11 protein-coding genes are annotated in these 13,860 nt (G+C 60.6%); 7 read left to right on the top strand and 4 right to left on the bottom strand.

Annotated elements, in window-relative coordinates:
• Nucleotides 1-184: 184 nt before the first annotated feature.
• Together QF039_RS02375 and QF039_RS02370 are read left to right on the top strand one after the other, a co-directional pair.
• Nucleotides 185-385, top strand: coding sequence for a hypothetical protein (locus tag QF039_RS02375; protein ID WP_003219834.1), 201 nt, complete (start codon nt 185-187; stop codon nt 383-385).
• Between the two features lie 310 nt (nt 386-695).
• A complete protein-coding gene (locus QF039_RS02370; protein WP_003219836.1) occupies nt 696-2,171 on the top strand; it encodes an inorganic phosphate transporter in 1,476 nt (491 codons plus the stop codon).
• A gap of 961 nt (nt 2,172-3,132) precedes the next feature.
• On the opposite strand, the gene ccoM is transcribed toward QF039_RS02370, so the two are convergent.
• Both ccoM and QF039_RS02360 read right to left on the bottom strand, forming a co-directional pair.
• Complete coding sequence (gene ccoM / locus QF039_RS02365) at nt 3,133-3,249, bottom strand: cytochrome c oxidase subunit CcoM (protein WP_307516733.1); 117 nt, start codon at nt 3,247-3,249, stop codon at nt 3,133-3,135.
• Nucleotides 3,250-3,392: 143 nt separating this feature from the next.
• Nucleotides 3,393-3,701, bottom strand: a complete 309-nt coding sequence (locus QF039_RS02360; protein ID WP_134325857.1) for a hypothetical protein — start codon at nt 3,699-3,701, stop codon at nt 3,393-3,395.
• Here QF039_RS02360 and QF039_RS02355 point away from each other — a divergent pair.
• From QF039_RS02355 to QF039_RS02345, 3 genes are all read left to right on the top strand, one after another.
• On the top strand, nt 3,688-4,560 hold the full coding sequence (locus QF039_RS02355; protein ID WP_102368259.1) for a LysR substrate-binding domain-containing protein: 873 nt from the start codon (nt 3,688-3,690) through the stop codon (nt 4,558-4,560). The genes QF039_RS02360 and QF039_RS02355 overlap by 14 nt on opposite strands.
• Before the next feature lie 88 nt (nt 4,561-4,648).
• The gene (locus QF039_RS02350) at nt 4,649-5,119 is read left to right on the top strand and encodes a RidA family protein (RefSeq protein WP_003210913.1); all 471 of its coding nucleotides are present in this window, start codon (nt 4,649-4,651) and stop codon (nt 5,117-5,119) included.
• Complete coding sequence (locus QF039_RS02345) at nt 5,116-6,312, top strand: aminotransferase class V-fold PLP-dependent enzyme (RefSeq protein ID WP_371132488.1); 1,197 nt, start codon at nt 5,116-5,118, stop codon at nt 6,310-6,312. The genes QF039_RS02350 and QF039_RS02345 overlap by 4 nt, the downstream gene beginning before the upstream one ends.
• Here the strand turns inward: QF039_RS02345 and QF039_RS02340 are convergent.
• The gene (locus tag QF039_RS02340; RefSeq protein ID WP_008430424.1) at nt 6,309-6,650 is read right to left on the bottom strand and encodes a hypothetical protein; all 342 of its coding nucleotides are present in this window, start codon (nt 6,648-6,650) and stop codon (nt 6,309-6,311) included. The two genes, QF039_RS02345 and QF039_RS02340, sit on opposite strands and share 4 nt — an antisense overlap.
• Before the next feature lie 216 nt (nt 6,651-6,866).
• Between QF039_RS02340 and rapA the strand changes: the two genes are divergently transcribed.
• Nucleotides 6,867-9,713: an RNA polymerase-associated protein RapA gene (rapA, locus tag QF039_RS02335; RefSeq protein WP_003210909.1), complete on the top strand. Its 2,847-nt coding sequence runs from the start codon at nt 6,867-6,869 to the stop codon at nt 9,711-9,713.
• Nucleotides 9,714-9,898: 185 nt separating this feature from the next.
• Here the strand turns inward: rapA and QF039_RS02330 are convergent, their stop codons facing one another.
• The gene (locus QF039_RS02330; RefSeq protein ID WP_003210907.1) at nt 9,899-11,245 is read right to left on the bottom strand and encodes an MFS transporter; all 1,347 of its coding nucleotides are present in this window, start codon (nt 11,243-11,245) and stop codon (nt 9,899-9,901) included.
• A 281-nt stretch (nt 11,246-11,526) separates the two neighbouring features.
• Here QF039_RS02330 and QF039_RS02325 point away from each other — a divergent pair, with 281 nt between their 5' ends.
• Entirely contained in the window at nt 11,527-13,788 is a 2,262-nt protein-coding gene (locus QF039_RS02325; protein ID WP_008430421.1) for a bifunctional diguanylate cyclase/phosphodiesterase, read from the top strand.
• The last annotated feature ends 72 nt before the right edge of the window (nt 13,789-13,860 follow it).

Here is a 13,860-nt window from a genome sequence, read left to right as displayed (position 1 = left end):
TGGCTGTGACAAGAAAACTGTTGCTACGACAACTGCTCTTCTCCGGTATCGTGGCCGCGTGCAATAAAGAAGTGGTTTTTCCTGTATACCTTTCCACGCTGATCTTCAGATTGACGGTATACCGGGGGCGACTTCCCGGCATCGCGTTTCGCCGGAATCAAACTCAACTCAATTAGGTAACAATGTGACGAAAGACGAACTGCGCGCGGAACTTGAGCGCCAGGAACAACGTTACAAGGATGTTTACGGCGGGGAAGTCACCACCTACGCCGCCCAGCCAGAACCTGAACGCAAGCCATGGCGCAAACGAGCCAGCCTGCTCGACCAGGCCTTTGCCCAAGAAATCCAAAAGATTGAACAGGACCTCAAAGCCGAAGAGCCATAAGCGTTTCGGGTTGAGCTTCCAAAGGTGCCATCTCTCTGCCAGTACCACGCTGGTGGAGGGAAGCCCGTTATGTGGCCTTAGCGAAATTTCATACGATTGTTTCAGTTATTCCCTTCCGGCGCTTTATCCCGCGAATTTGATGGATCCTCCATATAAATCAATCACTTGCCAAAGCCCCGAAAACACCGGGATGCACGCCTCCCCCCCATTTTTTTTCGTTGAAGAATGTTACCGATGAGCAGCTAGTGCATTGATTACCGATGTTTTCTGGCATAATCGCGCCCCCTTACGACCGGGTCAGAAAACCTTCATGATCGATTTATTCAGCGGACTGGATGCTTGGGTTCTAGTGAGCCTGTTGCTCGCCCTGGCCTTTGTCCTCGCCTTCGAGTTCATCAATGGCTTTCATGACACCGCTAACGCGGTTGCCACAGTCATCTATACCAAAGCCATGCCTCCGCATCTGGCCGTGTTCTTCTCCGGGGTGTTCAACTTCCTCGGCGTGTTGCTCGGTGGGGTCGGTGTTGCGTATGCCATCGTGCACCTGCTGCCGGTGGAGTTGCTGATCAATGTGAACACCGGCCATGGTCTGGCCATGGTCTTCTCATTATTGGCAGCGGCGATCACCTGGAACCTCGGCACCTGGTATTTCGGGATCCCGGCATCCAGCTCCCACACCCTGATCGGTTCGATCCTCGGTGTCGGCCTGGCCAACGCCCTGATCAACGACATTCCCCTGGCTGACGGCGTCAACTGGCAGAAAGCGATCGATATCGGCGCTTCGCTGGTGTTCTCGCCGATGGCTGGTTTCGTGGTTGCCGCCCTGGTGCTGCTGGGCCTGAAATGGTGGCGCCCGCTGTCGAAGATGCACAAGACACCGGATCAGCGCCGCAAGCTCGACGACAAGAAGCACCCGCCGTTCTGGAACCGCCTGGTCCTGGTGATTTCGGCGATGGCCGTGAGCTTCGTGCACGGCTCCAACGACGGGCAGAAAGGTATTGGCCTGATCATGCTGGTACTGATCGGTATCGTGCCGGCGCAGTTCGTACTGGACCTGGGCAGCACCACTTACCAGATCGAGCGCACCCGCGACGCCACGCTGCACTTGAATCAGTTCTACCAGCGCAATCAAGAAACCCTCGGTGAGTTCCTGGCCCTGGGCAAAAGCGTGAAAGACGATTTGCCGGGCAAGTTCCAGTGCAATCCGCAGCAGACTGAACCGACGATCAACGCCCTGCTGGGGACCTTGAAAGGTGTCTCTGACTACCATTCGTTGACCGCCGAGCACCGGATTGAAGTGCGTCGTTATCTGTTGTGCCTGGATGACACCGCGAAGAAGGTGGGCAAGTTGCCAGGCCTGGATGCGCGTGAGAAGTCGGACCTGGACAAGTTGCGCAAGGACCTGACCGCGACCACCGAGTACGCGCCGTTCTGGGTGATCCTGGCGGTGGCACTGGCCTTGGGCCTGGGCACCATGGTGGGCTGGAAGCGTGTGGTGCTGACCATTGGTGAGAAGATCGGCAAGCAGGGCATGACGTATGCCCAGGGTATGTCGGCGCAGATCACCACGGCCAGCATGATTGGCTTGGCCAATATCTTCAGCTTGCCGGTTTCCACGACCCATGTGTTGTCTTCGGGTGTGGCCGGGACCATGGTGGCTAACAAGAGCGGGCTGCAAGGTGGCACCGTCAAGACCATTCTGATGGCTTGGGTGTTGACGCTGCCGGCGACTGTGGGCCTTTCGGCCGGGTTGTTCTGGTTGGCTTCCAAGGCTTTGGGTAGCTGACAGCTCTTGGGCTTGTGAAGAAGGTGCGACCTGTGAGGGTCGTGCCTTTTTTTATGGCTGGGGTTTGGGTGTATATCCGTTATTTAGGTAACGGCCACTTATGGTTCCGCTCTTACAGCGGCTCACTTTTGAACAGCCGGAATGCCGGCCCAGTCAAAAGTAAGCAAAACGCTCTTGCCCCACCACTCGGCACCTCGCCCAGGCTCGGTGTGCCCTCACTCCGGCTTTGGACCGTGGGCCGCCGTCATGGGCCATCCTTGGCCCAGGACGGCTAACCTGGCGTCCTGCCAGGTTACCCACGCTCCAAAGCCTGCGTTCGGCCAGCGTGGTTTAACGGGGCGCCTAAGATCAAGATCAAAAGCAGATCAACAGCACAGCGGCCTACCGGCCGGCTTGAGTGTTTAAAAGCCAAATCAAAAACTAAAGCGGGCACGGTCCACTGTAGGAGCTGGCTTGCCTGCGATGGCATCAACTGGGTGTACCTGATGCACCGAGGTGTCTGCATCGCCGGCAAGCCAGCTCCTACAGAAAAGCAGAGCCACCCCGCCCGAAGCAGCTGTCGAGCGCCAGCGAGGCTGCGTGCTTTTGATCTTGATCTGCTCTTGATTTTGATCTGCGGGCCCCGTCAACCACGATGGCCGCAAGTAGGCACGGTGGAGCGGGTAAATCGGCAGGGAAGCCGATTTAGCCGCGCCGGGCCATGGATGGCCCGTCGCGGCGGCCCGCGGAGCCGTGCCGGAGTGCGGGCATGCCGAGCCTAGGCGAGGCACCGAGTGGTGGGGCAAAGCGTTTTTTGGTTACTTTTTTAGGCGTTTGTAAAAAAGTGACCCGCTGTAAGAGCGGAACCATAAGTGGCCGTTACCGCAGCAACGGATATGTACACAAATCAAAAAATCCAAAACAAAAAAAAGGCAACCGAAGTCGCCCAAAATGCCTTGCGTGCTCATGTATCCGAAAAGACCTAAGGCCTCTTACGCTTATTAGCGTCTTTCCAGATAAAAATTCCAACCCCTACAAAGAACATCACCATGAGGCCAACCGTCAGCACTCCGGCAAACACCACATTATCGAAAAACATGACCGGCCTCCTGCACTTGCCCTGTTGCGATAGGGCTAAGTTAACCAAGAAGACGAAAGAAGAAATTGACGAGGATCAATGTCGCCCGCGACGGAGCGTAAAGAAGGGAAATAACTGACCTGCATCAAACGATGCAGGCTATATCAACGCTTTTTCGGTTTGCTTTTCGGCTTTTTCTTGGGCTTCCCCAACGGCATCGCCTGTTCAAACGCCTGGCGCACTTCATTCAGTCGCTTGTCATTCAGATCATGAACACGTTTGGCCCGTTCGGCATTCAGGTCAATCAGCTTGTCATCGTCACTCATGGCTTGGCTTACGTAATGGCTTGGATGCCCCAATAATGCGTCCTGCGCCAATCCCGCGTAAACAAAATCGATGTCATCCCGCGCATTTGCCCGCAAAATCCCCCCATCCCACCCCTCACACAGAGCGTTCGACGTGGCACTGCACAAGGACCTTCCTCCACTCCTGGCCCTGCGCGCCTTTGAGGCCGTGGCCCGGCATTTGAGTTTTATCAAGGCCGCCGCCGAGCTGTCAGTGACCCAAAGCGCCCTCAGCCATCAAGTGCAGAAACTCGAACAGCACCTGGGCAAACCGCTGTTTATCCGACGCACCCGCGCCATCGATCTGACCGAAGACGGCCAACACTACTACGACCAGATCCGCCCCGCCCTCGACACCATCGCCGCCGCCACCCGGCAGCAGCAAACACCGCCCGCCACCAGCGTACTGCGCGTCGGCCTGCTCGCCTCGTTCGCCACTTTGTGGCTGGCACCGCGCCTGGCGGGGTTTCTCAGCCGCTACCCACACATCCAGGTGGAGTTGGTGCCGGCGATTCAGCTGGCAGATGTCGCCGCCGCCGAGGTCGACCTGGCGATTCGCTACGGCAAGGGCGACTGGACCGACGTACAGGCCACGCGCCTGATGAGCGAAACACTGTCACCCGTCTGCAGCCCGGCGTTCAAGGCCAGCCAACTGGCCAATGGCCCGCTGCTGATGGCCACCTCGCACCGCCCTTTCGAGTGGACCGACTGGTCCCGGCATTATCAGGTGGATGTGGAGCACTACCCCAAGGCGCTGCTGCACGACTACAACATCGTGGTCGAAGCCGCCGTCGCCGGCCAGGGCATCGCGATGGGCCGCCACCGCCTGATCGAACGCAGGCTCAAGGAGGGCACATTGGTGGAGGCCTTCGACTGGCCGCCCTATCAAAGCGAGATCGGTTACTGGCTGATTGCCCCGCATGGCGAAACCAGCACGGCGGCCGCTTGTTTCAGTGAATGGCTCAGGGAAATCTGCGCTGACGCATGAGTTATTTCGATACGTCGAGTTAAATCTATCCGTTTGTCGGCGAAAATCGCCCCGCCCATGCTGAAGACTCTTTCCAAGAGGATTCATCATGAGCCACTCCATCTCGCAACGCGTACAAGCCCTCGGCCTGAGCCTGCCGACACCCAGCCAGCCGATTGCCAACTACGTGAATTACGTGATCAGCCAGAACCAGCTGTTCATCTCCGGCCAAATCCCGCTGCTGGACGGCAAACCCACTTACATCGGAAGACTCGGCGAATCCATCAGCGAAGACGAAGGCGCCAAGGCCGCCGAACTCGCGGCGCTGGGCCTGCTGGCACAATTAAGCGATGCCCTGGGCGATGACCTGTCGCGACTGGTGCGCATCATTCGGTTGGGCGTATTTATCGCCAGCAGCGGTGATTTCCAGCGCCAGGGTGCAGTCGCCAATGGCGCTTCGAACTTGCTGGTCAACGCCCTCGGCGACAAAGGCCGGCATGCCCGTACGGCCGTGGGCGTCGCCAGCTTGCCGGGCGGCGTAGCCGTGGAGATCGACGCGATTTTCGAGTTGCAGCCGTGACTGCGCTGTCCCTGACCGAGGTCCGGGAGCTGCGGGACGAAACGCCGGGCTGCCAGTCCGGCATCGTTCACTTCAACCACGCAGGGGCCTCCCTGCCCAGCCAAGGGACGCTTGATGCAATCATTGACCAGTTGCAGCGCGAAGCCCGCGACGGCCCGATGGAGGCCGGCGAACACGGTGCACTGCTGACAGAAAAAGCCCGTCGCGCCGCCGCGCAACTGCTCAATGCGCCCGTGTCATCGATTGCCTTCGCCAGCAGTGGCTCGACCGCCTGGAGCATGGCGTTCCAGGCGCTCGGCCCGTGGCAGCCAGGCGACCGCATTCTGGTGGGCCGCCACGAATGGGGCGGCAACCTGGCGAGCATGCAAACGGCCGTGCAATCGGGTGCGCAAGTAGAAGTGATCCCCTGCGATGAAACCGGCGCGGTCTCCGTCGCCGGGCTGGAAGCCATGCTCGACGCCCGGGTGCGGCTGATCGACCTGACCTGGCTCCCCGCCAACAGCGGCTTGATCAACCCGGCCGAGGCCATCGGCGCGTTGGCCAGGCGTCATGGCATTGCCTATTTCATCGACGCCGGGCAAGCCATCGGCCAGGTGCCGGTGGATGTGCAAGCGCTGCACTGCGATGTGCTCAAGGGCGCCGGGCGCAAGCATCTGCGCGGCCCACGCGGGACCGCCCTGCTCTATGTGCGGCCGGATTTTCTCGAGCGCTTGAACCCGGCCCAACGCGATGTGTTTTCGGCGCCCTGGAGCCCTGCGGGATTTGACTTGCGCAACGACGCCCGGCGCTTTGAAACCAGCGAAGTGTCGTTCGCCTTGCTGGCAGGCCTGGGCAATGCGTTGCTGGAGGTCAATCGATTGGGGGTCGAGCGGGTCCGCGAGACGGTCCGGCTGTTAAGCGACACAATCCGTGAACAATTGCGCCGAATCGACGGGATTACCTTGCATGACCTGGGAACCAGCGCAAACCAGTCCGGCCTGATCGCGTTCAACCTGGCCGGCTGGGACGCCTTCGAGCTCAAGCGCCGCCTGGGCCTCAAGCGGATCAATATCGGTGCCAATGGCGTGCCCTACACTCCACTGGACATGCAGGCCCGCGAGCTGGACAGCGTGGCGCGAATCTCCGTGAGCTACCTCAATACGGCGCAAGACATCGAGCAACTGATCGCCGCCCTGCGCGAACTGCGGGATTAAACCTCGACGTCCACCCACAAACCTTGCCGTGGTGCGTCTTCAATCAACGGCACCACCGGCACGGTGTTGTCGGCGTTGAGTTCGTCACCGGGAACAGCCAGGTGCTCCTGCGAGTCTTCATCGGCTTCGCGGCGACGCTTTTGCTGTTCCTGCTGGCGACGTTGCTCCTCGCGCAGCAGCAAAGCCGCTTCCTCGGGATCGCGCTTTTGCAGGTCGATGGTACTTTCGTTGGAGCCTGGCTGAACCGGCGCCACGGGCGGGATATCCGGCTTCTGGCGCACCGGGTCAAGCTGCGACGTGACCGGCACAACACTCAAGGGCAGCATGGGTGGCAGCATATTATTAGTCTCCTGTTCAGCAGACTGTCGGCTGCGTGGGTGACGACTTGAGCGTCAAGCCGCCAACTTGTGAACCAATCGTCATCTATCCGACGAAGATACCGCCCTTTTTCTTGCCGCTTGTAGCTTAAAGCTCGAAGCTGCACCTATTCCTTTTGGTCTGGAAGCCGTGTTCCGTTAGAATAGTCGGCTTTTTCACGGCGGGAGTCAGGCAGCATGGCGCAGCAGTATCAACCGGGGCAACGCTGGATTAGTGACAGCGAAGCAGAGCTGGGGTTAGGCACCGTTCTGGCACAGGACGGCCGCTTGTTAACCGTGCTCTATCCGGCCACTGGCGACACTCGCCAGTATGCGCTACGGAATGCGCCCCTCACTCGCGTGAGGTTTTCGCCGGGTGACACCATCACCCATTTCGAAGGCTGGAAAATGACCGTGCAAGAAGTCGACGACGTCGACGGCCTGCTGGTCTACCACGGCCTCAATGGGCAGAACGAGCAGGTCACCCTGCCGGAAACCCAGCTCTCGAACTTCATCCAGTTCCGCCTGGCCAGCGACCGTCTGTTCGCCGGCCAGATCGACCCGCTGCCCTGGTTCTCCCTGCGCTACCACACCCTGGAACACACCAGCCGCCAGTTGCAGTCCTCGCTCTGGGGCCTGGGCGGCGTGCGTGCGCAACCGATCGCGCACCAACTGCACATCGCCCGTGAAGTCGCCGACCGTATCGCGCCGCGGGTTCTGCTGGCGGACGAAGTGGGCCTGGGCAAGACCATCGAAGCCGGCCTGGTGATCCATCGCCAGTTGCTGTCGGGTCGCGCCAACCGCGTGTTGATCCTGGTGCCGGAAAACCTCCAGCACCAGTGGCTGGTGGAAATGCGCCGCCGCTTTAACCTGCAGGTCGCACTGTTCGACGAAGAGCGCTTTATCGAAAGCGATGCCACCAACCCGTTCGAAGACACCCAGCTCGCGCTGGTGGCCCTGGAATGGCTGGTGGACGACGAGAAGGCCCAGGACGCGCTGTTCGCGGCCGGCTGGGACCTGCTGGTGGTCGACGAGGCGCACCACCTGGTCTGGCACGAAGAAAAAGCCAGCCCCGAGTATTCGCTGGTGGAACAACTGGCCGAAGTGATTCCGGGCGTGCTGCTGCTCACTGCAACCCCTGAGCAACTGGGCCAGGACAGCCACTTCGCGCGCCTGCGCCTGCTGGACCCGAACCGTTTCCACGACCTGCACGCCTTTCGCGCCGAGAGCGAAAACTATCGCCCGGTGGCCGAAGCCGTCCAGGAGCTGCTGGACAAGGGCCGTCTCTCGCCCGCCGCCCACAAGACCATCCAGGGCTTCCTCGGCGACGAAGGCGAAGCGCTGCTGACCGCCGTCAACGATGGCGACGCCGAAGCCAGTGCCCGCCTGGTCCGCGAACTGCTGGACCGCCACGGCACCGGCCGTGTGCTGTTCCGCAACACCCGCGCCGCGGTGCAAGGTTTCCCGGAGCGCAAGCTGCACGCCTACCCGCTGCCGTGCCCGGACGAATACCTCGAACTGCCCCTGGGCGAGCACGCCGAGCTGTACCCGGAAGTCAGCTTCCAGTCGCAGCCGGATGTGGATGAAGAACAACGCTGGTGGCGTTTCGACCCGCGCGTGGAGTGGCTGATCGACCAGCTGAAGATGCTCAAGCGCACCAAAGTCCTGGTGATCTGCGCCCACGCCGAAACCGCCATGGACCTGGAAGACGCCCTGCGCGTGCGCTCCGGCATCCCGGCCACGGTGTTCCACGAGGGCATGAACATCCTCGAGCGTGACCGCGCTGCCGCCTACTTTGCGGACGAAGAATTCGGCGCCCAGGTGCTGATCTGCTCGGAAATCGGCAGTGAAGGCCGCAACTTCCAGTTCTCCCACCACCTGGTGCTGTTCGACCTGCCGTCCCACCCGGACTTGCTGGAACAGCGGATCGGCCGTCTGGACCGGATCGGCCAGAAACATGTGATCGAACTGCACGTGCCGTACCTGGAAACCAGCCCGCAAGAGCGCCTGTTCCAGTGGTACCACGAGGCGCTGAACGCGTTCCTCAACACCTGCCCGACCGGCAACGCCTTGCAGCACCAGTTCGGCCCGCGCCTGCTGCCGCTGCTGGAAAACGCCGACGACGGCGAGTGGCAGGGGCTGATCGACGAAGCCCGTGCCGAGCGCGAGCGCCTCGAAGCCGAACTGCACACCGGCCGCGACCGTTTGCTGGAGCTCAACTCCGGCGGCGCTGGCGAAGGTGATGCGCTGGTGGAAGCGATCCTTGAGCAAGACGACCAGTTCACCCTGCCGATCTACATGGAAACCCTGTTCGACGCCTTTGGCATCGACAGCGAAGACCATTCGGAAAACGCGCTGATCCTCAAACCCAGCGAAAAAATGCTCGACGCCAGCTTCCCCCTGGGCGACGACGAAGGTGTGACCATCACCTACGACCGCAACCAGGCGCTGTCGCGCGAAGACATGCAGTTCATTACCTGGGAACACCCGATGGTGCAGGGCGGCATGGACCTGGTGCTGTCCGGTTCCATGGGCAACACCGCCGTGGCGCTGATCAAGAACAAGGCGCTCAAGCCGGGCACCGTGTTGCTGGAACTGCTCTACGTCAGCGAAGTGGTTGCTCCGCGTTCGCTGCAGTTGGGCCGTTACCTGCCACCGGCGGCACTGCGTTGCCTGCTGGATGCCAATGGCAATGACCTGTCGGGCCGCGTGTCGTTCCTGACCTTGAATGACCAGTTGGAAAGCGTGCCGCGGGCCAGCGCCAACAAGTTCGTGCAGGCCCAGCGCGACCAGCTGACGCCGCGGATCAACGCCGGTGAAGAGAAGATCGCCCCGCGTCACGCCGAGCGTGTGGCCGAGGCTCAACGGCGCCTGGCGGCGGATACCGACGAAGAACTGGCGCGCCTGACCGCGTTGCAAGCGGTCAACCCGACCGTGCGCGACAGCGAACTGGTTGCCCTGCGCCAACAGCGCGAGCAAGGCCTGGCCATGCTCGACAAGGCGGCGCTGCGACTGGAAGCGATTCGGGTGTTGGTCGCGGGCTAACTTCGCCGCCCTACCCTGCCAAACAAAAAGGCCCGCGCAATGCGGGCCTTTTTTATTCACTTGAGACATCGTTGTTATTGATGGCCTCTTCGCGAGCAAGCCCGCTCCCACATTTGACCGAGTTCCATCTTGAGAATGCGGTCTAATGTGGGAGCGGGCTTGCTCGCGAAGGCGTCACCTCGGTCTCAGGCAGTAACCGCCCTGGCCGGCACCTCCACCACCCCCAACCCATCCTTCATCCGCTGGGCATCGCGCACAAAACTGCGGGACGCCTGGAACAGAAACAGCATGGTCAAAAACAGCGCCACCGGAATCAGGTACATGGCGTCATGCAGTCCCACCGCCTTGTAAGCCTCGGTCATCTGCTGGGCACCGTCGGCATACATCGCCGAATGGGCAAAATGATCCGACAACCCGCCCACCACAATCGGCCCCATGCCCCCGCCCAGCAAATACAAGCCGGCGAAGAACAATGCCATCGCCGTCGCCCTCAGGCGCGGCTCGACCACGTCCTGGATCGCCGTGTACACGCAGGTGTAGAAGTTATAGGCAAACAGCCAGCCGACACTGAACAGCGCCACAAACACACCAATCTCGATCCGCCCCGCGTGCAACGCCCAGGCAGTGGTCACTGTAGAGATAATCAAACTGCACGCCGCGAACAGCAGCCGGCCGTTAGCAATGCGTTGATGGATCTTGTCGGCAATCCAGCCGCCCAGGGTCAGGCCCACCAGGCCGGTAATACCGACGATGACACCGGTGGCGACTGCCGCATCCTGCAACGGCAGCAGGAAATAGCGCTGCAGCATCGGCACCAGGAACGAGTTGCAGGCATAGGTGGCGAAGTTAAAGCACAACCCGGCCAGCACCAGCCAGAGGAATGTCGGCACCGCCAGCACCCGGCGAATCGGCCGGTCGACTTTCTCCTGGGAGACTTGCACGGCTTCCGCCGCGCCGCGCTTGGGTTCCTTGATGTAGAACATGAACACCGCAAGGATCAGCCCCGGCACCGCGGCAATAAAGAACGGCGCACGCCAGCTGTCGAACGCCTTGACCATCGCACCAATGGTGAAGAAGGCCAGCAACAGGCCCAAGGGCAGGCCCAGCATGAAGATTCCCATGGCCCGGGCACGGCGGTGGGCCGGAAACAGGTCACCGATCAGCGAGTTTGCCGCCGGCGCATAACTGGCCTCGCCGATGCCGATGCCCATGCGCACCAGCAAAAAGGTCCAGAAGCTGCCCACCAGACCATTGACCGCTGTCAGGCCACTCCACGCCGCCAGGCCCCAGCCCATGAGTTTGCTGCGCGAGCCGGTATCGGCCAGGCGCCCCAGCGGCAAGCCGGCAATTGCATAAACAATGGTGAACGCGGTACCGATGATCCCGAGCTGGAAGTCGCTGAGGTGCCACTCCATGCGGATCGGCTCGATGATGATCGCGGGAATGGTGCGGTCGAAAAAGTTGAACAGGTTGGCCAGGAACAGCAGGAACAGAATGCGCCAGGCATTCGCCGCTTGGGTCGAGTTCTGCATGGGTCCGTCTCTTTTATTGTTATGTGAGCCGCGATGCCAGACGCATCCTGAGCCCGGAACCTGCAATCTAGTCAGCCTCGTGGGGATTGTCTGTAATGATTCGTAAGTCTGATGTCACTCCATCGGGCGACCCGGGCGGTCATCCCTAATCATTTGGTTCTAGTTGTTTATAAAATCATCGCCAAATAATTAGAAGCAATCTGCCATCAATCCTTGTAACTCGCTCACGCTCTCTATACTGAAAGACGCAGTCAGACTAAAACTCTGTGACGGGACATGCTATGGAATGGCTTGGTTTGCATTTTTTTACCGACCTTCCGGACAGTGGGCACTTATTACTCAATTGCAGTCATAACCCCTTTCTGGTGCTACTGGCGTATGTAGTGGCGTGTGCAGCGGGCTTCGGCACCCTGGACATGGCCGAGCGGGTCGGCCATGTCGACAACCCCAAGGCTCAACGGCACTGGCGCTGGGTAGGCGCGGGCTGCCTGGCAGGCGGCATCTGGTCGACCCACTTCATCAGCATGCTGGCCTTCCAGGCGCCTATCGCGATTCACTACGAATTGATCATGACGTTCGCCTCGCTGCTGATCGCCCTGATCGCGGCGCTGTTCGCCATGCAAACCCTCAGTCATCCAAGGCTGCGAGCCCACCAATATGTGCTGGCGTCGGTGTGGATGGGGCTGGGTATTGCGCTGATGCACTACGTGGGCATGTCGGCCATGCGCTCCGAGGCGGGCGTGTATTTCGAGACTGGCTTGTTCCTCGCCTCTGTGTTGATCGCGATCGGCGCCAGCCTGGCGGCGTTGCTGCTGTCGCTGTACCTGCGCAACGGCACCGGCATGTTCCATCAATTGCTCAAGTACGCGGCCAGCCTGGTGCTTGGCGCGGGCATTATCAGCATGCACTTCACCGGCATGGCGGCCATGCAGCTGCTGGTACCCGAAGACCTCGTACAGTCGGCACTGCCGGTGGACAACAACCCGGTCCAACTGGGGCTGCTGGTGGCGGTCATCGCCCTGCTGGTGATTGGCAGCAGCATCAGTGCTGCCCTCGCGGACAAGAAGCTGCAACACAAGGAAACCGACCTGCGCCGGGTCAACGCCCTGCTCACCGAACTGGACCAGGCCCGCGCCTCGCTGCAACAGGTGGCGCATTACGATGCCCTGACCACCCTGCTCAACCGCCGTGGTTTCAACCAGATCTTCGCCGAGAAACTCGCCGAAAAAACCGCCACCGACGGCATGCTGGCGGTGATCTTCCTGGATATCGACCACTTCAAGCGCATCAACGACAGCCTCGGCCATGACGCCGGCGACGAACTGCTGACGGTGCTGGCCGGCCATATCAAAAGCTCGGTGCGCAGCCATGACGACGTGGTCGCGCGATTTGGTGGTGACGAATTCTGCATCCTGATCAGCATCCATCATCGCGATGAAGCGCGGCACATGGCCCAGCGCATCATGCAGAAAATGAAAGACCCCATCGAACTGGCCGGCCGGCGCATGGTGATGACCACCAGCATCGGCATCAGCCTGTTTCCCGAAGACGGCAAAACCAGCGAAGAGCTGCTGAAGACCGCTGACCTGGCGCTGTATCAGTCCAAGGATGCCGGGCGTAATAGCCTGAACTTCTTCAGCTCCAACCTGAAAACCCGGGCCTTCCTGGAACTGCAACTGGAAGAGGAACTGCGCGCCGCACTGCGGGGCAAGAACGAGTTGGTGCTGTTTTACCAACCGATACTTGACCTGAAAAAAGGCAGGGTCACGCGCCTCGAAGCCCTGGTGCGCTGGCAACACCCCCAACATGGCCTGCTGACCCCGGACCGGTTCATCGGCATTGCCGAAAGCAACGGGCTGATTGCCGAACTGGATCACTGGGTACTGCGCCAGGCCTGCCACGACCTGAGCCTGCTGTCGGAGCAAGGCCACACTGAATTGGTCATGGCCGTGAACTGCTCGGCCCTCAACCTGACGCGTGACGAGTTGGCCGATGAGATCGAAAACGCCCTGCGCTTCGGCGGGATCGCGGCCAATCGCCTGGAACTGGAAGTAACCGAGAACGCGCTGATGGGCAATATCAGCAGCACCCTGGCATTGCTGCGGCAAATCCGCGCCCTGGGCGTGTCGCTGTCCATCGACGACTTCGGCACCGGCTACTCGTCCCTCGCCTACCTTAAGCGCCTGCCGTTGAACACCTTGAAAATCGACCGTTCATTTATCCAGGATATCCCCAAGTCGAACGCCGACATCGAGATCGTCCAGGCCATTATCGGCATGGCCCACACCCTGCACCTGCAGGTGGTGACCGAGGGCGTGGAAACCCTGCAACAATTTGAAGTGGTGCAAAAACACGGCTGTGATTTTGTTCAGGGTTACCTGCTCAGCGCTGCGGTGCCGTTGAGTGATATCAGCGCGGTGATCAACAGCCTGGACCAGAACAACATGTTCAGCCTGCTGGGCCTGACGGGGGGTGACCCCGCGCCGAAAGACCCGCCTTCGGGTCGTGCGGGCCCGGCGTCCATCGTCCGGCCAATTCGCTGAATATGGGGGCGGGCTTGCTCGCTCCCACATATTTGGCAAATCGCCATCATTTCACTAAAGAACTCCGACGAA

It is taken from the genome of Pseudomonas sp. W2I6, assembly GCF_030815935.1.
Classification (GTDB): domain Bacteria; phylum Pseudomonadota; class Gammaproteobacteria; order Pseudomonadales; family Pseudomonadaceae; genus Aquipseudomonas.
This window is presented reverse-complemented; position numbering and strand designations above follow the sequence as displayed.